Here is a 24774-nt window from a genome sequence, read left to right on the forward strand (position 1 = left end):
GCAGGTTTTACATAATGAACGTCACGTTTCTTCTCAATGGGGAAACCGTGCAGGTCGAAGCGGTGCCAACCCGCACCCTGCTTGACTGGCTGCGCGAGGACGCGGGGCTGTGCGGCACCAAGGAAGGCTGTAACGAGGGCGATTGCGGTGCTTGCACGGTTATGGTCACCGACGCAGATGGCGCAAAGGCTTTGAACGCCTGCATCCTGTTTCTGCCACAACTGCACGGCAAGGCTGTGCGCACGGTTGAAGGGGTCGCTGGCCCCGATGGCGCGCTGCACCCCGTTCAGCAGGCCATGGTCGATCATCACGGATCGCAATGCGGTTTTTGCACACCCGGTTTCATTGCCTCTATGGCCACAGCCCATCTGACGGGAGCCACCAATCACGACGACGCATTGGCAGGCAACCTTTGTCGCTGCACCGGCTATGCTCCGATCATTCGGGCAGCGGAGGCAGCGGAATCTGCACCTGTGCCAGAGTGGATGCATGACACCCCTCCAACCGTTGAGGCGGCACCGTTTGCCCCAGCAACGCTTGATGAATTGGCCGCGTGGTACTGGGCGCATCCCGACGCGACACTTGTGGCTGGTGCCACGGATGTCGGCCTCTGGGTGACCAAGCAATTGCGGAACCTGCCCGATGTTGCCTTTCTGAACCGTTGCGCCGAATTGCGCGCCATCACCCAGACGGATGAGACCATTCATTTTGGTGCGGCTGTTACAATGACCGAGGTGTTAGAGGACCTGCGCGGTCTACAACCGTCATATGCGGAAATGATCCGGCGCTATGGCTCGCAACAGGTGCGCAATGCTGCGACAATTGGTGGAAACATCGCCAATGGATCGCCAATTGGCGACAACCCACCTGCGCTTATTGCAATGGGCGCGACCTTGCACCTGAGGCACGGCGAGACGACACGGGACATCCCGATCGAGGATTTCTTTGTGGACTATGGCAAACAGGACCGCGCCGCCGGTGAGCTGGTGACTGGTGTCACCCTGCCCAAATCCGTGCCCGATCTGCGCTGCTATAAGATTTCTAAACGCTTTGATCAGGATATCTCGGCTGTCTGCGGGTGTTTCAATATCACAGTTAATGATGGCAAAGTGACCGCAGCTCGGATCGCGTTTGGCGGCATGGCAGGGACGCCGCATCGTGCGACTAACGTTGAAAATGCGCTGATTGATCAGCCATGGACGGACCAGACGATCACGGCAGCGGCAGCAATGTTTGCCACCGACTACACCCCGATGACCGATATGCGCGCCAGTGCGGCGTACCGGTTGGAGATCGCCCAGAACCTGCTGCACCGCTATTTTGCGGAACTGTCCGGGCAAACTACATCCGTTTTGGGGGTCCGGTCATGAGTGTCGCCAAGCCCCTTCCCCATGATGCCGCCACCCTGCATGTGACAGGTCAGGCCCGCTATATTGATGATTTACCGACGCCGACGGGTACATTGCATTTGGCCTTTGGCACATCCGAGATCGCAAACGGCAGCTACAGCGCAATGAACCTTGAAAAGGTGAAAAGCGCGCCCGGTGTGGTGGCCGTTCTGACGGCGGATGATCTGCCCTTTGAAAATGATGTGTCGCCATCCATCCATGATGAACCGCTGCTGGCAACCGGTACGGTGCACTATCTGGGTCAGCCGCTGTTTCTGGTGGTGGCCGACAGCCATTTGAACGCCCGCAAGGCTGCACGACTGGCGGATCTGTCCTTTCAAGAAGACACCCCCATCCTGACCATTGATGAGGCGATGTCCGCTGGCAGCCATTTCGAAGATGGCCCACAGATCTGGACCAAGGGCGATGTGGATCAGGCGCTGTCAGAGGCCCCGCATCAGGTGCGGGGTGAGATCACGATGGGTGGGCAGGAACACTTCTATCTTGAAGGTCAGGCAGCCCTCGCCCTGCCGCAAGAAGGCGGGGATATGGTCGTGCATAGCTCGACCCAACACCCCACCGAAATTCAGCACAAGGTGGCGGATGCATTGGGCGTGCCGATGCACGCCGTGCGCTGCGAAATCCGCCGCATGGGCGGTGGCTTTGGCGGTAAAGAAAGTCAGGGCAATGCGCTTGCCGTCAGCTGTGCCGTGGCCGCGCGTGCCACGGGGCGACCCTGCAAGATGCGCTATGACCGTGACGACGATATGATGATCACCGGCAAGCGCCATGATTTCCGGATCAGCTATGATGTGGGCTTTGATGGCGAAGGCCGCCTGACTGGCGTCGATTTCACCCAACTGACCCGCTGCGGCTGGGCGCAGGATTTGTCACTGCCCGTGGCCGACCGGGCCATGCTGCACGCCGACAATGCCTATCACCTGCCAGCGGCGCGGATCACGTCGCACAGGCTCAAGACGAACACCCAATCGGCGACGGCATTTCGTGGCTTTGGCGGACCGCAAGGCGTGCTGGGGATTGAGCGAGTGATGGATCATATCGCGGCCGAGTTGGGTGAAGACCCGGTGACCATTCGGCAGCGGAACTATTATGACGCCATGGACGCAGGGGGGCTGTCTGCCCCCCGCGCTGCGCGCCCCCCCGAAGATATTTCTGAACAAAAGAAGCCGGGGACTGGGACCCGCTATGGCGGTGCCTATTCGCCAAAAGAGGACGTACAGACGACCCCTTACCATATGCCCGTCACCGACTTCATCTTGCATGAAATGACCGACGCGCTGCTGGCCAGTTCCGATTATCATGCCCGTCGCGCCGTGATCGCGAATTGGAACCGGGCTGAGCCGGTGTTGAAAAAGGGCATCGCGTTTAGTCCAGTGAAGTTTGGGATTTCCTTTACTCTGACACATCTTAATCAGGCCGGTGCCTTGGTGCATGTCTATCAGGATGGTTCTGTTCATATGAACCATGGCGGCACTGAAATGGGTCAGGGCCTGTTTCAGAAGATCGCACAGGTGGCAGCACATCGCTTTGGCATTGATGTCTGTGCCGTCAAGATCACCGCAACCGATACAGGCAAGGTACCCAATACATCCGCGACCGCTGCATCATCGGGTACTGATCTGAACGGCATGGCTGTGGCCAATGCCTGTGACACCATCCGCGATCGAATTGCGGCCTGTTTGGCCGAACTACATCAAAGCAGCGTCGAAATGGTACGTTTTGAAGACGGTGAGGTCTTTGTCGGCGATGCCCAGATGAGTTTTGCCGAAGCTGCACAGACTGCCTACCTTAACCGCGTCAGCCTGTCGGCCACGGGGTTCTACAAAACCCCTGATCTGGCCTGGGACCGCACCAAGGGAGAAGGCACGCCGTTCTTCTATTTTGCCCAAGGGGCTGCCGTGACCGAAGTTGTCATTGATACCCTCACCGGGGAAAACCGCATTCTGCGCACGGATATCCTGCACGACGCCGGGGCCTCGCTGAACCCTGCGCTGGATATCGGGCAGGTCGAAGGTGGCTATGTGCAGGGTGCAGGGTGGCTGACAACCGAGGAACTGGTCTGGGATGACAAGGGGCGTTTGCGCACCCACGCGCCCTCAACCTACAAGATCCCGGCCTGCTCGGATCGGCCAGACATCTTTAACGTCGCCCTTTGGGATGCGCCCAATCCTGCGCAGACCGTTTATCGCTCCAAAGCGGTGGGCGAGCCACCTTTCATGCTGGGGATTTCACCGTTTCTGGCGCTTTCTGATGCGGTTGCGGCCTGCGGGCCCTACTACCCTGACTTACAGGCCCCGGCGACCGCCGAAGAGGTTTTGCAAGCGATCAAGCGGGCCCGTTCATGAGTGCTGCAATCCGTATCACCGTGACCAAAACCGCTGGCTCGGCGCCGCGCGATGCAGGCACGCAGATGCTGGTCTGGGCAGATCGCACCGAAGGCACCATCGGTGGCGGGCGTCTGGAGTGGGATGCCATGGCAGAGGCCCGCAGCATGCTGCAGGACGGACGTCCGAGCCACAGCGCCCAAATCCCGCTAGGCCCGGCACTGGGCCAATGCTGCGGCGGGTCGGTCAGCCTGCAATGGGAAATGACCGAGGTGATGGAACATCCTTCTACCCGGCCTTTGTGGATTTACGGAGCGGGTCATGTGGGCCGCGCTATTGTCACGGTCATGGGCCCGCTGCCTGAATTTGAGATCACATGGGTTGATACCCACGCTGACCGCTTTCCGCAGACTGAGGTCACGACAGTGGTCGCCGCTGATCCAGCACGGGTCGTCAAACATGCCCCTTTGGATGCCGATCATCTGATTTTGACCTATAGCCATGAGATCGATCTGGCCCTGTGTCACGCGGTGCTGAGCCATAAGTTTGTCTCTGCCGGGCTGATCGGATCGGCGACCAAATGGGCCCGGTTCAGGACCCGGCTGGCGGCGTTGGGACATGCCCCCGAACAAATTTCGCGCATCGCCTGTCCCATTGGTGATCCAAGCCTTGGAAAACACCCCGCAGCGATTGCGCTGGGCGTAGCAACTGCGATGATCGCGACGGCCTCTGGCCAAACAAAGGAGCGAAGTGCATGACAGATCCCCTTTTGCGGTTGTCCGGGCTGACCAAAGCCTATCCCGGCGTTGTCGCCAACAAGGACGTTTCCTTTGATATTGGGCGCGGCGAAGTGCATGCGCTTTTGGGCGAAAATGGCGCCGGCAAATCAACATTGGTCAAGACGATCTACGGGCTGGTCAAACCTGATGCGGGCACGATGACGCTGGAAGGGCGGCCCTTTCAACCGGCAGAGCCCCGCGCCGCGCGGGCCTTAGGCATTGCGATGGTGTTCCAGCATTTCTCGCTTTTTGATGCGATGAATGTCGCCGAGAACATCGCGCTTGGCATGGAAGACCCGCCACCACAGGCCGAGATTGCAGCACGTGTGCGCCATGTGTCTGATCAATATGGGCTGCCGCTGGACCCTGACCGGATTGTAGGAGAATTGTCGGCAGGTGAACGCCAGCGGGTTGAGATTATCCGCTGTCTGCTACAAGATCCCAAGCTGCTGATCATGGATGAACCGACGTCGGTGCTGACCCCGCAAGAGGTGAACATCCTTTTTGAAACGCTGCGCAAGCTAAGCGCGGAAGGCACCGCCATCCTCTATATCTCGCATAAGCTGGAGGAAATCCGCGCGCTTTGCGAAAACGCCACTGTCTTGCGTTTGGGCGAAGTTGTGGGCGATTGCGACCCGCGCGCCACATCTGCCCGCGAAATGGCCGAATTGATGGTCGGCACGGCGCTGCATGTGCCTGAACGGGCCGAAAAACCTGCTGGAGACGTCGTTCTATCGCTTAATGGGCTAAGCGCAAAAGCACCGCATCAGTTTGGCACTCCGCTGCGCGAGATCAGCCTTGAGGTGCGTAAGGGCGAAGTGCTGGGAATTGGCGGCGTTGCAGGCAACGGGCAGGATGAACTGGTTGCCGCACTCTCGGGCGAGATGAGGACCGGGGGCGACATGATCGGCTATCACGGGCAGGCCATTGGCCAGATGCCGCCCAATGCGCGCCGCAAGATCGGCCTTCTGGCGGCCCCAGAAGAGCGCATGGGCCACGCAGCAGCCCCTGACATGAGCCTGACGGAAAATGCCATTCTAACCGCTATGACCCGCGAAAACCTGACGACGCGGGGCTTTGTGCATTGGGGCAAGGCGCGTGGGTTTGCAGAACGTGTGATCGAAACCTTTGACGTGCGCACGCCGGGCCCGCAGAACGCGGCACGGTCGCTTTCGGGCGGAAATTTGCAGAAATTCGTCATCGGTCGCGAGATTATGCAGGCACCAGAGGTGCTTGTTGTGAACCAACCGACCTGGGGCGTGGATGCCTCTGCGGCGGCCGCGATCCGGCAGGCTTTGCTTGATCTGGCAGCCAAGGGGACGGCGGTGATTGTGATCTCTCAGGATCTTGATGAGTTGATGGAAATCTCGGACCGGTTCGCCGCCCTCAATGAAGGGCGTCTGTCCGCACCGCGCCCGGCCAAAGGCCTGACGGTCGAAGAAATCGGACTGATGCTGGGCGGCGCCCATGACATGGAGGTGTCGCATGCAGGCGCATAAAGCCTCGGGCGGAAGTTTTACCGGACACAGAAAGATGGAGCCTCGCGCATGATCATGCTGGAGAAACGCCCGCAGCCATCGCAGGCATGGACCTTTGCGACCCCTATTCTGGCGGTCCTGCTGACCATGTTTTGTGGTGGCTTGCTTTTCGCGGCCCTTGGCCAGAACCCGTTTGTCACCATCCGCACGATCTTTCTTGATCCGTTGTTTTCGGAATTTGCGTGGTTCTACCGCCCGCAGCTTTTGATTAAAGGCGCGCCGTTGGTGTTGATTGCCATCGGGCTGTCATTTGGCTTTCGGGCGGGGATCTGGAACATCGGGGCCGAGGGGCAATACGTCGTCGGGGCCATCTGCGGGGCCGCCGTGGGGCTCGCGTTCTATCCATTGGAGAGCTTTATCATCTTCCCGCTGATGATCATTGCGGGGGCCTTGGGTGGGTTGCTTTGGGCGATGATCCCCGGATTGCTGCGGGTCCGCTTTGGCACCAATGAAATTCTGGTGTCGCTGATGCTGGTCTATGTGGCCGAACAATTGCTTGCGTCCATGGCGCTGGGGGCCTTGCGCAACCCAGACGGCATGGGTTTTCCCGGCAGCCGAAACCTGTCGCAATACCCCTCTGCTGCAAACCTTGAGATCATCTCGGGCAGTGGCATGCATTGGGGCGTTCTGACGGCCTTCCTAGCAGTGATCTGCGCTTATGTGGCCTTGTCGCGCCATATCTTTGGCTTCAATGTGCGGCTCTCCGGGCAAAGCCCGCGGGCGGCGCGCTTTGCAGGCGTGAACCCTTCTGCGCTGGTTTTGATCTGCATGGGCATTTCCGGCGCGCTGGCCGGGCTTGCAGGCCTGTTTGAGGTTGCAGGACCAGCGGGACAGATCAGCATTGATTTCAATGTAGGCTATGGCTTTACCGCGATTATCGTCGCCTTTCTAGGGCGCTTGCATCCGGTCGGCATATTGCTGGCGGGCGGCTTGATGGCGCTGACTTATATCGGGGGGGAAATCGCGCAATCGAACCTTGGCCTGCCGATTGCGGCAATCCAGATTTTGCAGGGGATGCTGTTGTTCTTCCTGCTCGCTGTAGACGTGCTGACGAACTACCGCGTGGCATGGCAGAGGGTCGCCGCATGAGCGATCAATCCACCATTTTTGACGACCTCATAGATGCGTTTTTTCGCCCCATCATGACACTCTTCGGAGGTATGTTCCTGGGCTACGGCGCACAATTGGCGGCACTGTCGCACTGGGCGGTAGCCGCCACTGTCCTGCTTGGCGCGGTGGCGGTCTATGTGCTGCCAGAGGAGATGTTGGCATGGTTTTGATATTCACGAATGAGGAAATGCGCTGATGGACCTGTCATCAATCAACCCCATCCTCCTGCTGGCGTCCCTTATGGTGGCGGCAACTCCGATCATCCTCGCGGCCATAGGAGAATTGGTCGTGGAGCGCGCAGGCGTTCTAAATCTTGGTGTCGAGGGGATGATGATCACCGGCGCGATCTGCGGTTTCGTGGTGGCGGTGAACACCGGTTCACCCTGGCTAGGCTTTCTCGGGGCGGCGATTGGCGGGGCGCTTTTGTCGGTGATTTTTGGCGTGCTGACGCAAATTCTGCTGTCCAACCAAGTGGCTACCGGGTTGGCTTTGACGCTTTTTGGCCTCGGCCTTTCGGCACTGATGGGGCAAGGATACATCGGGATCAAAGCACCGAGTTTCCCCGATTGGCATATCCCCCTGCTGGGTGATATTCCGGTCATAGGGCCGATCGTCTTTCAGCATGACCCGATGGTCTATGTTGGGCTTTTCATTGTCGCGGGGGTCTGGGCCTTCCTGAGATATTCGCGCGCGGGGCTGATCCTGCGTGCAGTTGGCGAAAACCATGAAGCGGCCCATGCGCTGGGCTATCACGTGGTGCGTGTGCGTATCCTTGCCATCATGTTCGGCGGGGCCTGTGCAGGGCTGGGTGGTGCCTACCTGAGCCTTGTGCGCGTACCACAATGGACCGAAGGGATGACCGCAGGTGCAGGCTGGATCGCGCTGGCCATCGTTGTCTTTGCCAGCTGGCGGCCGGGGCGTCTTTTGCTGGGAGCTTACTTGTTTGGCGGGGTGACCGTCCTGCAACTCAACCTGCAGGCGGCGGGGGCAGCTATCGCGGTCGAGTATCTTTCTATGGCCCCCTATCTGGCCACTATCGCCGTTCTGGTTATTATGCGGGCCGGACGTGCGCCCGGATCACTGGGACAATCTTTCCATGCCTCACGCTGAGGCCAATTCAAGACCACCAAGGGGATGAAAATGACAATGAAAACAATACTGGCCGGCGCCACACTCGCGCTTGGCCTTGCAACAGGGGCTGCCGCCGATGGGCACGAACCAGTAACAGTAGGATTCGTCTACGTCGGGCCAGTGGGCGACGGCGGCTGGACGTATGAGCATGATCAGGGCCGTTTGGCCGTCGAAGAAGCCTTTGGCGATAAGGTCGAGACCGTGTTCGTGGAAAGCGTGCCAGAGGGCCCCGACGCAGAGCGCGTCATGACACAGATGGCGCTGCAAGGTGCGGACCTGATCTTTACCACGTCGTTTGGCTACATGGATCAGACCATCGCCGTGGCTGAAAAGTTCCCTGATGTCCGCTTTGAGCACGCAACCGGCTACAAGCGCGCTGACAACGTATCCACATACTCTGCGCGCTTCTATGAAGGCCGCGCCGTTCAAGGCCACATTGCCGGGCACATGACCGACAGCAATGTCGTGGGCTACATCGCATCCTTCCCCATTCCAGAGGTCATCCGGGGCATCAATGCCGCATATATCCACGCGGCAGAAGTGAACCCTGATGTCGAGTTCAAGATCATCTGGGCCTACACATGGTTTGACCCTGCAAAGGAAGCCGAGGCTGCCTCTGTTTTGATTGAACAAGGTGCGGACGTGATCCTGCAGCACACCGATTCAACTGCGCCGCAGGCCGCCGCACAGGCGGCTGGCAATGTTGTGACATTCGGTCAGGCCTCCGACATGGCAGAGTTTGGTCCGTTCCCACGCGTCTCATCCATCATCGACAACTGGGCGCCTTACTATGTGGCACGCACCCAAGCCGTGATCGACGGCACTTGGGAAAGCACCGACACATGGGACGGTATTGCCCCAGGTATGGTTGGCATCGGTGAGATCACAGATGCGGTTCCCGCAGAAGTGAAGGCCTCTGCTGAGGCGCTGATCGAAAGCCTGCGCTCTGGCGAATACCACGCCTTCACAGGTCCGCTGAACAAACAGGACGGTTCTGCATGGTTGGCAGCGGGCGAGACTGCCGATGACGGCACATTGGCTGGCTTGAACTTTTATGTTGAAGGAATTGATGCGGAAATCCCGCAATAACTTCGACTGACTGATTGATTGAGAAGGCCCCGCTTTGGTGGGGCCTTTTTCGTTTTTGCGCAGCGCCCAAATTGACTTTGGACTGCGCAACTGACTAACGTCGTTTGACCACATCAAGGACAGTCTAATCTGGCGTCAAACCGAGTGTTGGCCGGATGACGACTCCGCGCTGGACTGACGTGCGCAGTGGGGCGAGGTGGCTAAAAACCCGCCGTTCACGTGAATTCGACCAAAAGGACCAATCATATGTCTGACAGTCTTGCCCTACTTGGCGTCAAAGGCGGGCCAGCTATCCGCCCCGGCTCTCACATGCCTACGTCCATGCTGTTGCGGCTGGCGGGTAAGACGATCCTGATTGATGCAGGGCTTGGCGTCACCCGTGGCATTTGTGACCAAGGCGTGACCCTGACTGAAATAGACCTCATCGTGATCACCCACCTGCACTCGGATCACTACCTCGAACTTGGGCCGTTCTTTCATACCGCCTGGACGGCAGGGCTGAATCGCACGATCCCGGTGTTTGGGCCAAAGGGACTGGATGCCTATTGGGCGGGATTTCAGGACAGCATGCGCTTTGATATCGATTTGCGCGTCCGGGACGAAGGACGCTGCGATTTTGACAGCCTTGCCGATATTCAAGTCATCGATGACGTGATGACCTTTGATGACATCACGCTGCGCAGTTTGCGCAATGTGCATCCCCCAATCACCGATACTTTCGCCCTGCGGTTTGAGGCAGGCGACAAAGCCGTCGCCTTCTCTGGTGACACCGCCTATATGGACGAAATGGCGCCATTTGCGAAAGGGGCCGACCTGCTGGTGCATGAGGCGATGCTACGTGACGGCGTCGAGGCGCTGTGCGCCCGCATGACAAACGGCGATGAACGCCTGCGCACCCATATCCTGCGCAGCCACACCGATGCCGTAGACGTGGGACGGATTGCACGGGACGCTGGGGTTAGACAACTGGCTCTCAGCCATATGGTGCCTGACGGCGATCCTGATTTCACCGATCAGCATTGGGAAGATGCCGTGCGCCAGCATTGGGACGGGCCGTTCTTTCTGGGCAAGGATGGGATGAAAATCACACTCTGACGGGAGGCGAGAATGATCAAGGTTTTGGGCATCGGCGGTATTTTCTTTCGGGCGAAAGACCCAAAAGCGCTGGGTCTTTGGTACGAAGAAACCTTTGGCATCAACAAAGTCACCGACAGCTATGATGATCCGGCCTGGACGCAAGAGGCGGGCACAACCGTCTTTGCGCCTTTCAAACAAGACACCACCTATTTTGGCCGCCCTGAACAACAATGGATGATCAATTTCCGTGTGGCCGATCTGGACGCGACGGTCACAGCGCTCCGCGCCTCTCGGGTCACGGTTGAGGTCGCGGACGAACGCGAACCCAATGGGCGTTTTGCACAGCTCAAAGACCCCGAAGGCAACCCTATCGAGCTTTGGCAGGAAATGCCGCCACCCTGATTGCCCCTGCGCCCATGCCTCGCTATTGAGGGTCAAACCAAGGTCTCTAACGGAGCGTCCCTCATGGCTGCCAATCAATTCGTCTACTTCATGGACGGCGTGTCCAAAACCTATCCCGGCGGCAAGAAGGTGTTCGAGAACATCCGCCTGAACTTCCTGCCCGGCGTCAAAATCGGCGTGGTCGGCGTGAACGGCACGGGTAAATCCACACTGATGCGGATCATGGCGGGGCAAGACAAGGATTTCGCAGGCGAAGCATGGGCCGCCGAAGGCGCGCGCGTAGGATATCTGCCGCAGGAACCCGAACTCGACCCCGCGCTAAGCGTACGCGAAAACGTCATGCTGGGCGTGGCCGACAAAAAGGCGATCCTTGATCGCTATAACGAAGTTGCCATGAACTACTCCGAGGAGACTGCGGATGAGATGGCACAGTTGCAAGACCAGATCGACAGCCAGAACCTCTGGGATCTCGACGCGCAGATCGACATCAGCATGGAGGCGCTGCGCTGCCCCCCGGATGATGCTGACGTAACAACGCTGTCGGGTGGCGAAAAACGCCGCGTGGCATTGTGCCAGTTGTTGCTTGATGCGCCCGATATGCTGCTGCTCGACGAACCGACCAACCACTTGGACGCAGAAACCATTGCGTGGCTACAACAGCACCTGATCGACTACAAAGGCACAATTCTGATCGTCACCCACGACCGGTACTTCCTTGATGCGATCACCGGCTGGATTCTTGAACTCGACCGCGGCTCTGGCATCCCGCACGAAGGTAATTACTCTAGCTGGCTAGAGGCCAAGGCAAAGCGGCTGGAGCGCGAGGCGAAGGACGACAAATCCAAGCAGCGCACGCTCGCGCGTGAATTGGAATGGATGCAGCAGGGCGCCAAGGCGCGGCAGGCGAAATCCAAGGCCCGGATCGCGGCATATAATGAGCTCGCTGGCCAATCCGAGAAAGACAAAATCGGACGCGCCCAGATCATCATTCCTCACGGGCCACGGCTTGGCTCCAAGGTGATCGAGGTTGAGAGCCTCAAGAAAGCGATGGGTGACAAGCTGCTGATCGAAGACCTGTCGTTCAGCCTGCCCCCTGGCGGTATCGTCGGTGTCATCGGCCCTAACGGTGCTGGTAAATCCACACTGTTTTCTATGCTCACGGGTCAAGCCGAACCCGACGAAGGCTCAGTGGAGTACGGCGATACGGTGAAACTGTCCTACGTTGACCAGTCCCGCGACGCGCTAAGCGCTGACACCACCGTCTGGGAAGAGATCAGCGGCGGGGCCGAGATTATCGAACTTGGCGATGCGTCGATGAACTCGCGCGCGTACTGCTCTGCCTTCAACTTCAAAGGCGGCGATCAGCAAAAGAAAGTCGGACTGCTGTCCGGCGGTGAACGCAACCGCGTGCATATGGCGAAACTGCTGAAATCCGGCGGCAACGTGCTGCTGCTTGACGAACCGACCAACGATCTGGATGTCGAAACACTGCGTGCGTTGGAAGACGCGCTGGTCAATTTCGCCGGTTGCGCAGTTGTGATCAGCCACGATCGCTTCTTCCTTGACCGGATCTGTACGCATATTCTGGCCTTCGAAGGGGACGCACATGTGGAATGGTTCCAAGGGGCGTTCACGGATTACGAAGAGGACAAGAAGGCGCGGCTTGGCGCTGATGCGCTGGAGCCAAAGCGGATGAAGCACAAGAAATTCGTCCGTTGAAACGGATCGTCATCGCCGTCGGGATCGGGCTGATTGCAGCTCTCGTCCTTTATGTTGCGGGTGTGACCACGCTGGCCGGGGCGCACCCACGTTGGGCCGATCAACTATTCTATTCCGGTGCGGGGCTGGGAACGGTCCTTGCCCTGATTGCCATTCAGTTCGCCTTTGTCCCCCGCACTATCGCGCTGAGCGTGACGGTGATCGCAGCCTATCTTGTCGCTGATTTCGGCAAAACGCGGTTTGCGGCGTCCTTTGCTGAAGATGTGGTTGCGGGGCAGATGTGGTTCTTTGGGTGGCATGTTCTGTGCATCACGATCATCGCCCATGTTATGTCGAGCCTCTACGAGCAATTGCGATCCGCGTAAGGGGGCGGCGGAATGTGCTGACATCCGCCGACGATCAGCTATCACAAACTATTCACTTGCTATTCAGCGATCCAGACCCCATGTGCGGAGTGCAAACGTTACACAACTCGACCACTGTTTTCCCTTTCGGCTACAGTCTCTCGATTTTGACGCTGACGACGCCGAGCTGTCGCAATTTCGCGGACAGCATTGATACTAAAAGGAAAAACACGATGGCTACTGGCACCGTGAAATGGTTCAACGCAACTAAAGGCTTCGGCTTTATCGCTCCTGATGGTGGATCCAAGGACGTTTTCGTTCACATCTCCGCTGTTGAGCGTTCCGGCCTGACCGGTCTGCAGGACGACCAGAAAGTAACTTTCGACGTGGAAGCAGGCCGTGATGGTCGCGAATCCGCAGTGAACCTCGCACTGGCATAAGCCAACCGAGATACGATAGTGACGCGCGGAAACCCGCGCGCCACTCTTTCCAGATTGTTAACGATCCGGGCGCTAACCCTCCTGCTAACTTGAATTTGTTGCCAAATGTGCGATAATACGAGGGCGCGTTAATCTATCGACCACTGTCTCCTCTTACGGCCCAGTCTCTCGATCACGTTTGACTGCGCCATGCCGCTGCACTCCCGCGAGCGGAAAACATAAGGAAGACAAGGACATGGCTTCAGGCACTGTCAAGTGGTTCAACACCACCAAAGGGTATGGTTTTATCGCACCAGATGGTGGTTCAAAGGACGTTTTCGTCCATATCTCTGCTGTTGAGCGTTCCGGTCTGACCGGGCTTAAAGATGACCAAAAGGTCAACTTCGACATCGAAGCGGGCCGTGACGGACGCGAGAGCGCAATCAATCTGACGCTGGCCGACTAAGGCAAGCCACCTGACCACCGCGATCTATTCGTTAGATTATTTTGATTGGGCGCCCTTGCCGGGCGCCCAAATTTATTAGTCCGACAGCACGAATGTGACTTTCAGGACAACCCGGTATTCATCAACTTCGCCATCCTTCACGGTGACTTTCTGATCTGCCACCCAGGCGCCGCTGATCCCTTTGAGCGTCTTTGACGCCCGCTTGATCCCCTGTTCAACGGCATGATCAAAGGACTTGGACGAGGATGAAATGATCTCTGTGACTTTTGCGACTGACATGTCAGCTCCCTTTATTGTTGTTGGTTACAGCGTCCAGCCTACTGCTAGCCTGCCGTCCAGTCCACATCATCGGCCTTTTCAACGTGTAGCGTTCCATCGGGAAAGGGGTTCATCAGTGCTTTCGCGACCTCTTCATCACCGGCAAGCCATATATCCACATCGCTTTGATCAAGGATCACACCCATACGGTGATGGATATCGCGGACATCCGCCGAAGGGGCACATGTCACAGTTGCAACCTGATGCACCTGCACCCCACCCGGCCCATTCCAAACGTCATAGATCGCCGCAAAGTTAAGCAGCGCGCCATCCTTTCTGGTAATCCGCCACGGCTGCTTGCGCCGTTTTTCGCCCGTCCATTCATACCAGCCACTGGCAGGCACTACCGCCCGTTTCACATCTGCAAAGGCGGATTTGTCAAAGACAGTCTCGGACCGCGCATTCACAATGGTTTCCATCACAGGCCGTCCACGCGCATTGACCCGCCCCACCGGGATTAGACCCCAGCGCATATGCCGCGCGCCTTCGGCAGTGAGCGTGATCACCTCTTGGCCCGGCGCGATATTCAACCTTGGTGGATCTGCGATCCCGCCCGTTTGCTCGGTCAAAAAGAACCGCCCCGGCATCGTTATTCAACCGCCTGCACAAGGTCCAAAACGGTTGGCCCTATGGCTGCAACGATGACGGCGACACCTTCTTTGTTCGGGTGGATGTTGTCCGCCTGCATGAACTCCGACATGCCCTCCTGCATGCCCGCCGCTGCGCGCAGACCTGACGCAAAATCCGCATAAAGTGGTACGTCATATTTTGCCGCCAGATCGGGATACATTCCTTCAAACGCAGCCTTATACTCAAGCCCATAATTGGCCCCAACCGACAGTCCCACCAAAAGCATCCCAACCTCTGCTGCTTCCCCTGCGGCCAGAATACCGTCAAGGTTGGTGCGGCTCACTCCTGGATCTAGCCCGCGTAAATAATCGTTGCCGCCCAAGGTCACGATCATGGCATCAACATCAGGCGTCAGCGTCCAGTTCACGCGGCTCAACCCGCCCGCTGTGGTATCACCAGATACGCCCGCATTGATCACTGCAACATCCGCACCCTGTGCCTGCAACCACGCCTCAAGCTGCGGCACAAACCCATCGCCTTGCGCCAGCCCATACCCGGCTGTCAGACTGTCCCCTAAAGCGGCCACTGTCACTGTTTCGGCCTGCACAACGCCCGCCGTCATCAAAACCGCGATCATCAACTTGCTGCTGCGCAAAATGGCCCCATATGCAAAGGAACGCGCAAAACCAAAGGCCGCCCGCATGACCGAACCCGTTCTTTCCATCGCAAACGCCAATCTGTCTTTGGATGGCAATGCCGGGCGCGTTGATATCCTGCATGATATCTCGCTCAAAGTGGCGGCAGGGGAAACTCTGGGGCTGGTGGGGCCAAGCGGGTCTGGCAAATCATCGCTCCTTATGGTGATGGGCGGGTTGGAACAGGCCACCGTCGGTCAGGTCCATGCCTTGGGGCAGGATTTGACCGCGATGAACGAAGACCAGCTTGCCCTCTTTCGCAGGGATAATATGGGGGTGGTTTTCCAATCTTTCCACCTGATCCCGACAATGACCGCCTTAGAGAACGTTGCAACCCCGCTTGAACTCGCTGGCGCGCGCGACGCATTTGACCGCGCCGAAGCTGAATTGCAGGCCATGGGTCTCGCCGACCGCATCGATCATTACCCCAGCCAAATGTCAGGTGGAGAACAACAGCGCGTAGCCCTCGCCCGCGCCTCGGCCCCCCGTCCGCGCATTCTGCTGGCAGATGAACCCACTGGAAATCTTGATGAAACCAACGGTCAGGCGATCATTGATCTGCTATTTGATTTGCGCGACCGCCATGGTGCGACGCTGGTGATGGTCACCCATTCCAATGAACTAGCGAACCGCTGCGACCGTGTCGTCCGGCTGCGCGATGGTCGTATAGATGCGCCGATGTCAAAGGCTGCGGAATGAGCCTGCGCATCGCGTCCCGCTTTGCCATGCGCGAATTGCGCGGGGGTCTGCACGGGTTTCGTGTGTTTCTCGCTTGTCTGGCGCTAGGTGTGGCGGCGATTGCTGCTGTTGGAACTGTGCGTGCGGGGATCGAAGCGGGGCTCGCACGTGATGGTGCAGCACTTCTGGGCGGCGACGCCGAGGTCGAGTTCACCTATCGCTTTGCCCGCGATGCCGAACGCGACTGGTTGAACACTATCGCCGAAGATGTGTCAGAGACGGTCGATTTCCGTTCCATGATTGTTGTAGACCGGGATGAGGCGTCCGAACGTGGCCTCACACAAGTGCGCGCAGTTGATGATCTTTATCCGCTGATCGGAGCTGTGCAGCTTGATCCCCCCATGCCCCTTCCCCGCGCCCTTGCCGATTTCGGTGGCGTGATGGAGCGTGTTCTAGCGGATCGTTTGGGGTTATCGCCGGGTGATCCGTTTCGATTGGGCGAACAGGCGTTCACACTGCGCGCGGTTCTGGACCGGTACCCCGATAACGCCGCTGGTGGCTTTGGCCTTGGGCCGCGCACGATTGTGCTGACGGATGACCTTGCCAACTCGGGCTTGCTGATCGAAGGCACATTGTTTTCGACGCAATACCGGCTCAATCTGCCGCCGGGCGCGGACCTGCAGGCACTTGAAGACGCAGCCGAGGCGCAGTTTCGTGACAGCGGATTGCGGTGGCGCGATAGCAGGCGCGGCGCTGGCGGCATTGCACAATTTGTAGATCGGATCGGGGCATTCCTGATCCTCGTGGGGCTATCTGGCCTTGCTGTCGGCGGGGTTGGCGTTTCGGCGGCTGTGCGCGCCTATCTGGCCGGCAAAACAGGCGTCATCGCCACGTTGAAAACGCTGGGCGCGACGCGTGCCACGATCTTTCATACCTATTTCATTCAGGTGGGCCTTCTGACGCTGGGGGGCGTAATCCTCGGCCTGATCCTCGGTGCAGGCCTGCCGGTGCTGTTTGCCCCGATCATCGAGGCGAGCCTGCCTATCCCAGCTGTCTTCACGATCTACCCTGCCCCGCTGTTTGAGGCTGCGGTTTATGGGCTATTGGCCGCATTGGTCTTTACCCTGTGGCCTCTGGCCAAGACCGAGGACATCCGCGCCGCGACACTGTTTCGCGATGCTTTTGCCGCCTCTGCCAGCTTGCCCGCGCCGCGCTACCTGATCGCAATTGCGGCGCTGATCGCGGCACTAATCGGTGCGGCTGTTTGGTTTTCCGGCACCGTTTTCCTGACCCTCTGGACGGCGGGTGGGATCGCTGCAGCACTTGCTATCCTTGTGGTCGCCGCCATCGGCATTCGGTGGATTGCGCGGCGGTTTCGCAAGCCTGCACGCGGGCGGCCTGCCCTGCGACTGGCGCTTGGATCAATAGGCGCGCGCGGAGGTGAGGCGACGTCGGTTGTGCTGTCTTTGGGGCTTGGCCTGACGGTTTTGGCGGCGGTCGGTCAGATTGATGGCAACCTGCGCAATTCGTTCTCGAACGATTTGCCCGCTGTCGCACCCAGTTATTTTTTCGTGGACATTCAGCCCGACCAGATCGACGGCTTTCGCGCGCGTCTGGCGGGTGATGACGCGGTCAGCAAGGTTGACACCGCACCCATGCTGCGCGGCATCATCACGCAGATCAACGACGAGCCAGCAGATGAGGTGACCCAAGGGCATTGGGTTACCCAAGGGGATCGTGGGATCACCTATGCGGGTGCCCTGCCGGAAGGCACCGAAGTGACCGCAGGCAACTGGTGGCCCGAAGATTATGCCGGACCACCGCAGATCAGTTTCTCTGCCGAGGAAGCGGCCGAGATGGGTTTGCAACTGGGCGATACGATGACAGTCAATGTTCTGGGCCGCGATATCACCGCCGAGATCACGAGTTTTCGCAATGTCAGTTGGGAAGATGCGGGTATCGGCTTTGTGCTGGCCATGAACCAAGGAGCGCTGGCAGGTGCGCCGCATAGCTGGATTTCGACGGTCTATGCCCAGCAAGAAGCCGAAGCAGCGATCCTACGCGATCTTGCCACGGCCTATCCCAATATCACTGCGATCCGCATCCGTGATGCGATTGATCAAATCATCGAACTGGTCGGGGGGATTTCAGCCGCTACGCGCTATGGCGCGTTGATCACGCTGATCACCGGCTTTTTGGTGCTGATCGGGGCGGCAGCCGCTGGCGAACGCGCCCGCACGTTTGAGGCGGCAGTGCTGAAAACCGTGGGCGCGTCGCGGCGCCGGATCATCACCAGTTTTGCGCTGCGATCGGCAATTCTGGGTTTCGGTGCCGGGCTTGTTGCCTTGGGCGCAGGGATTTTGGGCGGCTGGGCGGTGTCTGTCTTCATCATGGAAACCGATTACATCGTGATCTGGTCCAATGCCCTGCTGATCATCGGTGGCGGTGTTTTGGCCTCTTTGCTGGCGGGGCTGGCCTTTGCGTGGCGGCCCTTGTCGGCGCGACCCGCACAGATCTTGCGGGCGCGCGAATGACCGATCCGGGTTTCTTTGGCTATGGCAGCCTCGTCAATTTGCGCACGCATGATTATGCCAATCCACTGCCAGCGTCCCTGGGCGGATGGCGTCGAGTCTGGCAAGGAACCACCCTGCGCGACGCAGCATTTCTATCGGTGATCCCTGACGCTACGACGGTCATTCAAGGTGTCGTCGCACAGGTGCCGCAAGCCAATTGGGCGGCCCTTGATCAACGCGAGGCCGCCTATCAACGCCACGACGTCAGCCATGCGGTCGGGCAAAAGCAAACGGCCGTCTATCAGGTGAGACCCACACATCTGGTCTCCAAAGGGCAGCACCCGATCCTGCTGAGTTATCTTGATGTGGTCGTGCAAGGCTACCTGCGCGTCTTTGGCGAGGCCGGTGTCAGCCATTTCTTTGAGACGACCGATGGCTGGGGCACGCCAATCCTGAACGACCGCGCTGATCCGATCTATCCACGCCATCAAAGGCTCACTCCGGACGAGCGCGCACTGGTGGATGATCACCTAACGGCGGTGATGCAAAAGGCTAAATAGGCGGGCCTGACGGGCAAAAGGCTCGGCCTCGGTCGGTTCGCGCGCTTCTTTGGCCATAACGCGCAGCGCAAGGACGATGGCAATCAAGGCAAAGAGCGCACCACCGATATATTGCCCGATCAGAATGCCCGGCGCGCCAAACCACGCGGCCCCAACCAGCACAAACGGAATGGTGCCAAGCGTATGCCGCCCCCAGTTCACAATGGTCGAATAGAACGGGTGCCCAAGGTTATTGAATGCGGCGTTGGCCACAAAGATCACACCGTTGAAGAAGAACATCAGCGACAGCGGCCCAGCAAAGAGAAACACAAGCGTCAGCGCAAGCCCGTCCTCTAGCTGGAACAACCATTGGATGCCGGGGCGCGCCAGAAAAAACAGCCCCGAGACGACAACAACAACCAATCCGGTAAACAACAGCCCTTCTCGGAATGCGCCGCGCACACGGTCGTGCTGCCCGGCGCCAGCGTTCTGCCCAATGATCGGGCCAATTGCGCCGGACAACGCAAAGATGATGCCAAACCCAACGGGCGTCATCCGGGCGACAATTGCCATGCCTGCAACGGCCTCTTCTCCGAATTCTGCCATCGAACGCGTAACGTAGGCCTGCCCGATCGGTGTCGCCAGTTGCGTGAGGATCGCTGGGATCGCAATCGCAAGGATTGGGCGCATGTCGATTGTCAGGCTAGCGACGGTAGGCCGGTCAAAGCCGCCGTAGTGCCGGATCAGCGGCATTAGTGCCGTGCCCGCAATTGCGATACGCGCGCAAACGCTGGCCAGGGCCGCTCCGGTCAGTTCCAGATCAAGCCCGAAGATCAGGATCGGATCAAGGATCGCATTGACAACCCCGCCCCAGATCGTAGCCATCATGGCGCGGCGCGCATCGCCATGGGCGCGCAGGATCGCCCCGCCAATCATGCCAATCATCAAAAATGGCAGAGATGGCACGATGATCTGCAAATAGTGCACCGCAAGATCGAGCGTCTCACCCGACGCCCCCATTAGCCCTGCAAGAAACTCTAGATTGAGCCAGACAGTCGCGGCAAAGATTGCCCCAAAGATCACACCATAGATCAGTGCATTTGTGGCCCGCCTGCGCGCGTCTTCGGCTTCTCCTGCGCCAAGCGCACGGGCAACCAGCGCGCCCGCTGCAATGGCCATGCCGATCCCAAAAGAGGTGGTAAAAAACAGGATCGCCCCGGCGTAGCCCACAGCGGCGGCCAGTTCGGCCTTACCCAGCATCGAAATGAAGATCATATCGACGAAATCGACTAGAAACACCGCCATCAACCCGATTGAGGCGGTCAGCGACATCACTGAGATATGGCCAAAGAGGCTGCCTTGCGTGAATTTGGCCTCGGGCGCGGCCATCAGGCAGTAAAGTCCGGCTTGGTTTGAAGCAGCGGCATCACATCCGCCATTTCCGGCCCACGCTGACGGCCCGTGACCGCTTTGCGCAATGGCATGAACAGGCCTTTGCCTTTGCGGCCTGTTGCCTCTTTCACCGTCGCTGTCCAGCTCGACCAAGTGTTGGCGTCATAGGGCGGTGGCGGTAACAGGGCATAAGCCTCGGCCACGAATTCGCGGTCTTCATCTTCCACCAGTGGGGTGGCACCATCGCGGAAGAGTGCCCACCAACCGGCGACCTGATCAAGGCTGTCGATATTGTCGCGCACGACGTTCCAGAATGCCGCGGCCAGGTCGTCCGGCACGCCAGCCGATGTTAAAACATCGGCCACGTCATCAGCGCTGAGTGTCGCTAAATGGCGGGCCGTCAGCGGGATCAGGTCTTGAGCATCGAATTTCGTGGGAGCAGAGCCAAATTTGGACAGATCAAAGCCTGCGACCACTTCGTCGATGTTGCTGCGCAACTCAACCGGATCAGATGACCCAAGCCGCGCCATCAACGACAGGATCGCTTCTGGTGCAATGCCTTGCTTGCGCAAATCGCGCAGCGCCAGCGTGCCAAGGCGTTTGGACAATGCCTCGCCCTGTGGACCCGTGAGCAGCGAATGGTGGGCGAAACGTGGCACATCACCGCCCAGCGCCTGGATCATCTGGATTTGCGTTGCCGTGTTGGTCACGTGGTCAGAGCCACGGACCACGTCTGTGATCCCCATTTCGGTATCATCCACAACCGAGGCCAACGTGTAGAGAATTTGCCCATCATTTTTGAACAGCACTGGATCGCTGACAGAGGCCGCATCAATGGAGATATCGCCGATGATCCCATCAGCCCATTCGATGCGCTTGTGATCCAGCTTGAAGCGCCAATGCGAACCACGCTCTGCGCGGAGTGTGTCCTTTTCGTCTTCGTATAGTTCCAACGCGGCGCGGTCATAGACCGGTGGCTTGCCCATGTTCAGCTGCTTTTTGCGCTTGAGGTCCAGTTCCACCGGCGTCTCAAAGCACTCATAAAGTCGGCCCATGTCGATCAGCTTTTGTTTGGCGGCAAGATAGTTGTCCATGCGCGCCGACTGGTGTTCAACCCGGTTCCAGGTGAAGCCGAGCCAGCTCAGGTCTTCTTTGACACCTGCGATATACTCATCCTTGGAACGCTGCGCGTCCGTGTCGTCGATCCGCAGGATGAAGGTGCCACCGTTCTGACGCGCAATGGCATAGTTGAAAAGCGCTGCGCGCAGGTTGCCGATATGCAGCCAGCCGGTGGGCGATGGGGCGAATCTGGTGGTGGTCATGGGTGCGTCTCCTGCTTAGGTGGCTTTGAGCATGGCACGCAGGGGATGTCCAGTTTTGCGGGTGCCGGACCGGTGCGCTGCCCCGGACCCCGAAGTTTGATGGAACGAAGAAAGAGGGATTCAAGTTGATGTAACAGGCCAGCGTGTCGCCAGATCATCGATGCCCGCCCTTACCAGTTCTGCGACTACATCCAAATCAACATCTGCCAGTTTGTTGATGTAGAGGCAGGATTTACCAAGTTTATGTTTGCCCAGCCGGTCCATGATGCTTTGGAAATCCGCATAGCCGGGCATGATGTAGAGCACCTGATTGGCCTTGCGCGGGCTAAAGCCGGTTGCGAGGAATTCACCGCTGCGCCCGCTCTTGTAGGTATAGTGGTATTGTCCGTAGCCAATCAACGTTGGCCCCCACATCTTGGGCGCCCAGCCCGTGACACGTCGGAACATTGCGTCGAGCACTTCTGCGTCCGCCCGCCGGGTTGGGTGTTCAATGGCGGCGATGAACTCTGCCACGTTTTGGGTGGTTGGTTGTGTCTTATTCTCGGCCATGGGGTAGTTTAGCATGGTTTGGTGCCTGCTCAAACGGGATACCGTCCAGCACCTTCCAGATGCTGTTCTTGGCGCCGCGAATGGCAGTGTGTCCTTCCTGCAGGTGTTTGCCACGTTTTTCGAGCCGGACGCTGATCAGGTTGATGATATCACGCCCTTCGTGGGTCAGGTGGACGAGATCAAGTGGGGTTGTCTCTTCATCCGTCTCAAAGCCGAGCCGGTAGTGTTTGGACAAAGCAGGCATGCTGTAGGTAATGCTTTTGAGAGTATCCAGAGGGATATCCTTCTGTAGCGCGTGAAATCGCATCATGTCGTCGGTGATCGTCAAGCGCACCGCGGGCGGGTGCCGCGGAAATGCCGCCCAGAGCCCGGCTATCAACAACAGCGGCCCACCCAAAAGTGGCCAGAAATCAGAGAAGCTCTCGGCATAGGGCAAGCCAAATCGCGCAGCAATCAGTGTCAGCGGCAAAGCGATAACAACCAGCAAAGCCCCCCCGACCCGGCGCGGCCGGTGGGTTTGCGTGATATAAGTTTCAGCCATCGTCGCCCTCCGCTTGGGGTTGCGAAACCGGCGCATTGTTCAGCGCTGCATGCAGTGAGTATTCTGCTTCAGCTCTCATCACGCCAGCGGTTCACAATGGGATAGCGCCGGTCCAGCCAGAATGCCCGATCCGACAAGCGAGGACCCGGTGCGGATTGAAAACGCTTGTATTCACTGATGTAGAGCAGATGTTCCACACGTTTGACCGTGTCGCGGTCATAGCCCGCCGCCACACAATCGGCGACCGAGGCCTCTTGATCGACCAACATAGCCAAAATGCCATCAAGGATATCATAGGGGGGCAGACTGTCCTCGTCCTTTTGATCTGGGCGCAGTTCGGCCGAGGGTGGTTTGTCGATGATCGCAACGGGGATCACCTCGCCCGCGGGTCCTTGCATCCAGTCGCGATGGTTCGCGTTGCGCCAGCGTGCGGCGTCGAACACGCGGGTCTTGTAGAGATCTTTGATCGGGTTAAAGCCACCCGCCATATCACCATAGATCGTCGCATACCCCACCGCGACTTCGGATTTATTCCCCGTTGTCAGCAGCATCTTACCAAACTTGTTGGATTGCGCCATCAGCAGCAAACCCCGGAGACGCGATTGGATGTTTTCCTCTGTCAGGTCTGGCGCCAACCCGTCAAACAACGGGGCAAGCGCCTCGGTCACGGCGGCGCGCGGCCCGGCGATGCTGATTGTGTCATAGGTGCAGCCCAGGGCGTTGGCGGCAGCGGCGGCATCATCAAGTGAGCCTTGCGAAGTGTATTCCGACGGCAGCATCACGCAGCGGACGTTTTCAGCGCCCAGCGCATCCACCGCGATCGCGGCAACAATGGCGCTGTCGATCCCGCCGGACAGGCCCAGCAAAACTTTCTTGAAGCCGGTTTTGCGCATGTAGTCACGCAGCGCCTCAACCATGACCCGGTAATCCTGCTCTAGCGCATCGGGCAGTGTTGCCTTTTCACCTTCTGTCGCTTCCCACCCATCATCGGTCAGGTGAAAATCAACATGGGCAATTGCTTCTTCCATGACCGGCAATTGCAGCGCCAGCCGCCCGCCCCGGTTCAGCACAAATGATCCGCCATCGAACATCTGATCGTCCTGACCGCCCACCAAGTTAAGGTAAACTATTGGCACTTCATTCTCGATCACACGCGCGACCATGGTGTTCACGCGGATCGCAAACTTGTCGCGGAAATAGGGTGACCCGTTGGGCACCACCAAGATCTCTGCCCCGGTTTCGACCATTGCTTCGCAGACGTCCGGGTACCACGCATCCTCGCAAATCGGGTTGCCGATCCGCGCACCATTGCTCAGCGCGTAGGGCCCCGCGATATCGGCGCTTTTGAACAGGCGCACTTCGTCGAAGACGTTGAAGTTGGGCAGGAAGTGTTTGCGTGCGGTCGCAACAATCTTGCCGCCGCGCAGGGTGAAATAGGCATTGTAAAGCCGCTCTTCCTCGACCAGAGGGCCACCGATGGACAGGGCCGGGCCGTCGGCGCAGTCGGCTGCAAGTTGCATCAGATGGGCCATCGCATCGGCCACAAAGGCGGGCTTGGCGATCAGATCCTGGGTTTGGTATCCGACCAGAAACATTTCTGGCAGGGCGACCAGATCGGCGCCTGCGGCCTTGCCTTCAGCCCATGCAGCACGGGCCTTCTTGGCGTTGCCGGCAATGTCTCCAACGGTTGGATTAAGCTGTGCCATCGTGAGGCGTAAAGAATTTGTCATAGTTTTGTCCCAATGGCTTGGCAAAGATGTAGCAGAATCAAACGCAGGGGAAAGGCGTTTGCGGCTACAACGTCTTAGACGTTGTCAGGTTGTATTGCGTCCCCTAGACTTTGCGAACGA

General features: G+C 58.6%; 25 protein-coding genes. 17 read left to right on the forward strand and 8 right to left on the reverse strand.

Annotated features, from left to right (window positions below; genetic code table 11):
• The first annotated feature begins 14 nt into the window (after nucleotides 1-14).
• The 14 genes from xdhA to DHN10_RS16790 all read left to right on the forward strand — a co-directional run bounded on the left by xdhA (nucleotide 15) and on the right by DHN10_RS16790 (nucleotide 13807).
• Nucleotides 15-1370, forward strand: coding sequence for a xanthine dehydrogenase small subunit (xdhA, locus tag DHN10_RS16725; RefSeq protein ID WP_108816486.1), 1356 nt, complete (start codon nucleotides 15-17; stop codon nucleotides 1368-1370).
• Nucleotides 1367-3754, forward strand: a complete 2388-nt coding sequence (gene xdhB, locus DHN10_RS16730; protein WP_108816487.1) for a xanthine dehydrogenase molybdopterin binding subunit — start codon at nucleotides 1367-1369, stop codon at nucleotides 3752-3754. Before xdhA ends, xdhB begins: the two co-directional genes overlap by 4 nt.
• Nucleotides 3751-4491, forward strand: a complete 741-nt coding sequence (gene xdhC / locus DHN10_RS16735; protein WP_108816488.1) for a xanthine dehydrogenase accessory protein XdhC — start codon at nucleotides 3751-3753, stop codon at nucleotides 4489-4491. The genes xdhB and xdhC overlap by 4 nt, the downstream gene beginning before the upstream one ends.
• Nucleotides 4488-6011 carry an ABC transporter ATP-binding protein gene (locus DHN10_RS16740; protein ID WP_108816489.1) on the forward strand — a complete coding sequence of 508 codons (1524 nt, stop codon included), beginning with the start codon at nucleotides 4488-4490 and terminating at the stop codon, nucleotides 6009-6011. Before xdhC ends, DHN10_RS16740 begins: the two co-directional genes overlap by 4 nt.
• A 48-nt stretch (nucleotides 6012-6059) precedes the next feature.
• Entirely contained in the window at nucleotides 6060-7139 is a 1080-nt protein-coding gene (locus DHN10_RS16745) for an ABC transporter permease (protein ID WP_108816490.1), read from the forward strand.
• On the forward strand, nucleotides 7136-7330 hold the full coding sequence (locus DHN10_RS16750; RefSeq protein ID WP_108816491.1) for a hypothetical protein: 195 nt from the start codon (nucleotides 7136-7138) through the stop codon (nucleotides 7328-7330). Before DHN10_RS16745 ends, DHN10_RS16750 begins: the two co-directional genes overlap by 4 nt.
• 25 nt (nucleotides 7331-7355) lie before the next feature.
• On the forward strand, nucleotides 7356-8270 hold the full coding sequence (locus DHN10_RS16755; protein WP_108816492.1) for an ABC transporter permease: 915 nt from the start codon (nucleotides 7356-7358) through the stop codon (nucleotides 8268-8270).
• 30 nt (nucleotides 8271-8300) lie between these two features.
• A complete protein-coding gene (locus tag DHN10_RS16760; RefSeq protein WP_108816548.1) occupies nucleotides 8301-9380 on the forward strand; it encodes a BMP family ABC transporter substrate-binding protein in 1080 nt (359 codons plus the stop codon).
• A gap of 246 nt (nucleotides 9381-9626) precedes the next feature.
• Complete coding sequence (locus DHN10_RS16765; protein WP_108816493.1) at nucleotides 9627-10475, forward strand: MBL fold metallo-hydrolase; 849 nt, start codon at nucleotides 9627-9629, stop codon at nucleotides 10473-10475.
• Nucleotides 10476-10487: 12 nt separating this feature from the next.
• Entirely contained in the window at nucleotides 10488-10859 is a 372-nt protein-coding gene (locus DHN10_RS16770) for a VOC family protein (protein WP_108816494.1), read from the forward strand.
• Between the two features lie 63 nt (nucleotides 10860-10922).
• Entirely contained in the window at nucleotides 10923-12578 is a 1656-nt protein-coding gene (ettA, locus tag DHN10_RS16775; protein WP_108816495.1) for an energy-dependent translational throttle protein EttA, read from the forward strand.
• Nucleotides 12575-12943: a hypothetical protein gene (locus DHN10_RS16780; RefSeq protein ID WP_108816496.1), complete on the forward strand. Its 369-nt coding sequence runs from the start codon at nucleotides 12575-12577 to the stop codon at nucleotides 12941-12943. The genes ettA and DHN10_RS16780 overlap by 4 nt, the downstream gene beginning before the upstream one ends.
• Before the next feature lie 212 nt (nucleotides 12944-13155).
• On the forward strand, nucleotides 13156-13362 hold the full coding sequence (locus tag DHN10_RS16785; RefSeq protein WP_108816497.1) for a cold-shock protein: 207 nt from the start codon (nucleotides 13156-13158) through the stop codon (nucleotides 13360-13362).
• A 235-nt stretch (nucleotides 13363-13597) separates the two neighbouring features.
• Entirely contained in the window at nucleotides 13598-13807 is a 210-nt protein-coding gene (locus DHN10_RS16790) for a cold-shock protein (RefSeq protein ID WP_108816498.1), read from the forward strand.
• Nucleotides 13808-13882: 75 nt separating this feature from the next.
• On the opposite strand, the gene DHN10_RS16795 is transcribed toward DHN10_RS16790, so the two are convergent.
• The 3 genes from DHN10_RS16795 to DHN10_RS16805 are packed head-to-tail and all read right to left on the reverse strand — an operon-like array spanning nucleotide 13883 to nucleotide 15398.
• The gene (locus DHN10_RS16795; protein WP_108816499.1) at nucleotides 13883-14086 is read right to left on the reverse strand and encodes a dodecin family protein; all 204 of its coding nucleotides are present in this window, start codon (nucleotides 14084-14086) and stop codon (nucleotides 13883-13885) included.
• 44 nt (nucleotides 14087-14130) lie between these two features.
• Nucleotides 14131-14694: an SOS response-associated peptidase gene (locus DHN10_RS16800; protein WP_234417166.1), complete on the reverse strand. Its 564-nt coding sequence runs from the start codon at nucleotides 14692-14694 to the stop codon at nucleotides 14131-14133.
• Nucleotides 14695-14714: 20 nt separating this feature from the next.
• On the reverse strand, nucleotides 14715-15398 hold the full coding sequence (locus DHN10_RS16805) for an arylesterase (protein WP_108816501.1): 684 nt from the start codon (nucleotides 15396-15398) through the stop codon (nucleotides 14715-14717).
• Between DHN10_RS16805 and DHN10_RS16810 the strand changes: the two genes are divergently transcribed.
• Genes DHN10_RS16810 through DHN10_RS16820 form a run of 3 tightly spaced genes read left to right on the forward strand, consistent with a single transcriptional unit; the run spans nucleotide 15397 to nucleotide 19141 of the window.
• A complete protein-coding gene (locus tag DHN10_RS16810; protein ID WP_108816502.1) occupies nucleotides 15397-16089 on the forward strand; it encodes an ABC transporter ATP-binding protein in 693 nt (230 codons plus the stop codon). The two genes, DHN10_RS16805 and DHN10_RS16810, sit on opposite strands and share 2 nt — an antisense overlap.
• Nucleotides 16086-18602: an ABC transporter permease gene (locus tag DHN10_RS16815; protein WP_108816503.1), complete on the forward strand. Its 2517-nt coding sequence runs from the start codon at nucleotides 16086-16088 to the stop codon at nucleotides 18600-18602. The genes DHN10_RS16810 and DHN10_RS16815 overlap by 4 nt, the downstream gene beginning before the upstream one ends.
• Complete coding sequence (locus DHN10_RS16820) at nucleotides 18599-19141, forward strand: gamma-glutamylcyclotransferase family protein (RefSeq protein WP_108816504.1); 543 nt, start codon at nucleotides 18599-18601, stop codon at nucleotides 19139-19141. Before DHN10_RS16815 ends, DHN10_RS16820 begins: the two co-directional genes overlap by 4 nt.
• Here the strand turns inward: DHN10_RS16820 and DHN10_RS16825 are convergent.
• The 5 genes from DHN10_RS16825 to DHN10_RS16845 all read right to left on the reverse strand — a co-directional run bounded on the left by DHN10_RS16825 (nucleotide 19112) and on the right by DHN10_RS16845 (nucleotide 24654).
• Nucleotides 19112-20509 (reverse strand): MATE family efflux transporter, encoded by a 1398-nt coding sequence (locus DHN10_RS16825; RefSeq protein ID WP_108816505.1) that lies wholly within the window; start codon nucleotides 20507-20509, stop codon nucleotides 19112-19114. The two genes, DHN10_RS16820 and DHN10_RS16825, sit on opposite strands and share 30 nt — an antisense overlap.
• Nucleotides 20509-21834 (reverse strand): glutamate--tRNA ligase, encoded by a 1326-nt coding sequence (gene gltX, locus DHN10_RS16830; RefSeq protein WP_108816506.1) that lies wholly within the window; start codon nucleotides 21832-21834, stop codon nucleotides 20509-20511. The genes DHN10_RS16825 and gltX overlap by 1 nt, the downstream gene beginning before the upstream one ends.
• A 120-nt stretch (nucleotides 21835-21954) precedes the next feature.
• Complete coding sequence (locus tag DHN10_RS16835; RefSeq protein WP_108816507.1) at nucleotides 21955-22383, reverse strand: DUF1801 domain-containing protein; 429 nt, start codon at nucleotides 22381-22383, stop codon at nucleotides 21955-21957.
• On the reverse strand, nucleotides 22370-22924 hold the full coding sequence (locus DHN10_RS16840) for a hypothetical protein (protein WP_108816508.1): 555 nt from the start codon (nucleotides 22922-22924) through the stop codon (nucleotides 22370-22372). The genes DHN10_RS16835 and DHN10_RS16840 overlap by 14 nt, the downstream gene beginning before the upstream one ends.
• A gap of 68 nt (nucleotides 22925-22992) precedes the next feature.
• Nucleotides 22993-24654 carry an NAD+ synthase gene (locus DHN10_RS16845; protein WP_108816509.1) on the reverse strand — a complete coding sequence of 554 codons (1662 nt, stop codon included), beginning with the start codon at nucleotides 24652-24654 and terminating at the stop codon, nucleotides 22993-22995.
• Between the last annotated feature and the right edge of the window lie 120 nt (nucleotides 24655-24774).

Source organism: Loktanella sp. Alg231-35, assembly GCF_900143545.1.
Lineage (GTDB): Bacteria > Pseudomonadota > Alphaproteobacteria > Rhodobacterales > Rhodobacteraceae > Yoonia.

Coding starts and splice junctions, on each gene's coding strand:
- xdhA (WP_108816486.1), top strand. CDS start 15: ATGAACGTCACGTTTCTTCTCAATGGGGAAACCGTGCAGGTCGAAGCG.
- xdhB (WP_108816487.1), top strand. CDS start 1,367: ATGAGTGTCGCCAAGCCCCTTCCCCATGATGCCGCCACCCTGCATGTG.
- xdhC (WP_108816488.1), top strand. CDS start 3,751: ATGAGTGCTGCAATCCGTATCACCGTGACCAAAACCGCTGGCTCGGCG.
- DHN10_RS16740 (WP_108816489.1), top strand. CDS start 4,488: ATGACAGATCCCCTTTTGCGGTTGTCCGGGCTGACCAAAGCCTATCCC.
- DHN10_RS16745 (WP_108816490.1), top strand. CDS start 6,060: ATGATCATGCTGGAGAAACGCCCGCAGCCATCGCAGGCATGGACCTTT.
- DHN10_RS16750 (WP_108816491.1), top strand. CDS start 7,136: ATGAGCGATCAATCCACCATTTTTGACGACCTCATAGATGCGTTTTTT.
- DHN10_RS16755 (WP_108816492.1), top strand. CDS start 7,356: ATGGACCTGTCATCAATCAACCCCATCCTCCTGCTGGCGTCCCTTATG.
- DHN10_RS16760 (WP_108816548.1), top strand. CDS start 8,301: ATGACAATGAAAACAATACTGGCCGGCGCCACACTCGCGCTTGGCCTT.
- DHN10_RS16765 (WP_108816493.1), top strand. CDS start 9,627: ATGTCTGACAGTCTTGCCCTACTTGGCGTCAAAGGCGGGCCAGCTATC.
- DHN10_RS16770 (WP_108816494.1), top strand. CDS start 10,488: ATGATCAAGGTTTTGGGCATCGGCGGTATTTTCTTTCGGGCGAAAGAC.
- ettA (WP_108816495.1), top strand. CDS start 10,923: ATGGCTGCCAATCAATTCGTCTACTTCATGGACGGCGTGTCCAAAACC.
- DHN10_RS16785 (WP_108816497.1), top strand. CDS start 13,156: ATGGCTACTGGCACCGTGAAATGGTTCAACGCAACTAAAGGCTTCGGC.
- DHN10_RS16790 (WP_108816498.1), top strand. CDS start 13,598: ATGGCTTCAGGCACTGTCAAGTGGTTCAACACCACCAAAGGGTATGGT.
- DHN10_RS16795 (WP_108816499.1), bottom strand. CDS start 14,086: ATGTCAGTCGCAAAAGTCACAGAGATCATTTCATCCTCGTCCAAGTCC.
- DHN10_RS16810 (WP_108816502.1), top strand. CDS start 15,397: ATGACCGAACCCGTTCTTTCCATCGCAAACGCCAATCTGTCTTTGGAT.
- DHN10_RS16805 (WP_108816501.1), bottom strand. CDS start 15,398: ATGCGGGCGGCCTTTGGTTTTGCGCGTTCCTTTGCATATGGGGCCATT.
- DHN10_RS16815 (WP_108816503.1), top strand. CDS start 16,086: ATGAGCCTGCGCATCGCGTCCCGCTTTGCCATGCGCGAATTGCGCGGG.
- DHN10_RS16820 (WP_108816504.1), top strand. CDS start 18,599: ATGACCGATCCGGGTTTCTTTGGCTATGGCAGCCTCGTCAATTTGCGC.
- DHN10_RS16825 (WP_108816505.1), bottom strand. CDS start 20,509: ATGGCCGCGCCCGAGGCCAAATTCACGCAAGGCAGCCTCTTTGGCCAT.
- gltX (WP_108816506.1), bottom strand. CDS start 21,834: ATGACCACCACCAGATTCGCCCCATCGCCCACCGGCTGGCTGCATATC.
- DHN10_RS16835 (WP_108816507.1), bottom strand. CDS start 22,383: ATGGCCGAGAATAAGACACAACCAACCACCCAAAACGTGGCAGAGTTC.
- DHN10_RS16840 (WP_108816508.1), bottom strand. CDS start 22,924: ATGGCTGAAACTTATATCACGCAAACCCACCGGCCGCGCCGGGTCGGG.
- DHN10_RS16845 (WP_108816509.1), bottom strand. CDS start 24,654: ATGACAAATTCTTTACGCCTCACGATGGCACAGCTTAATCCAACCGTT.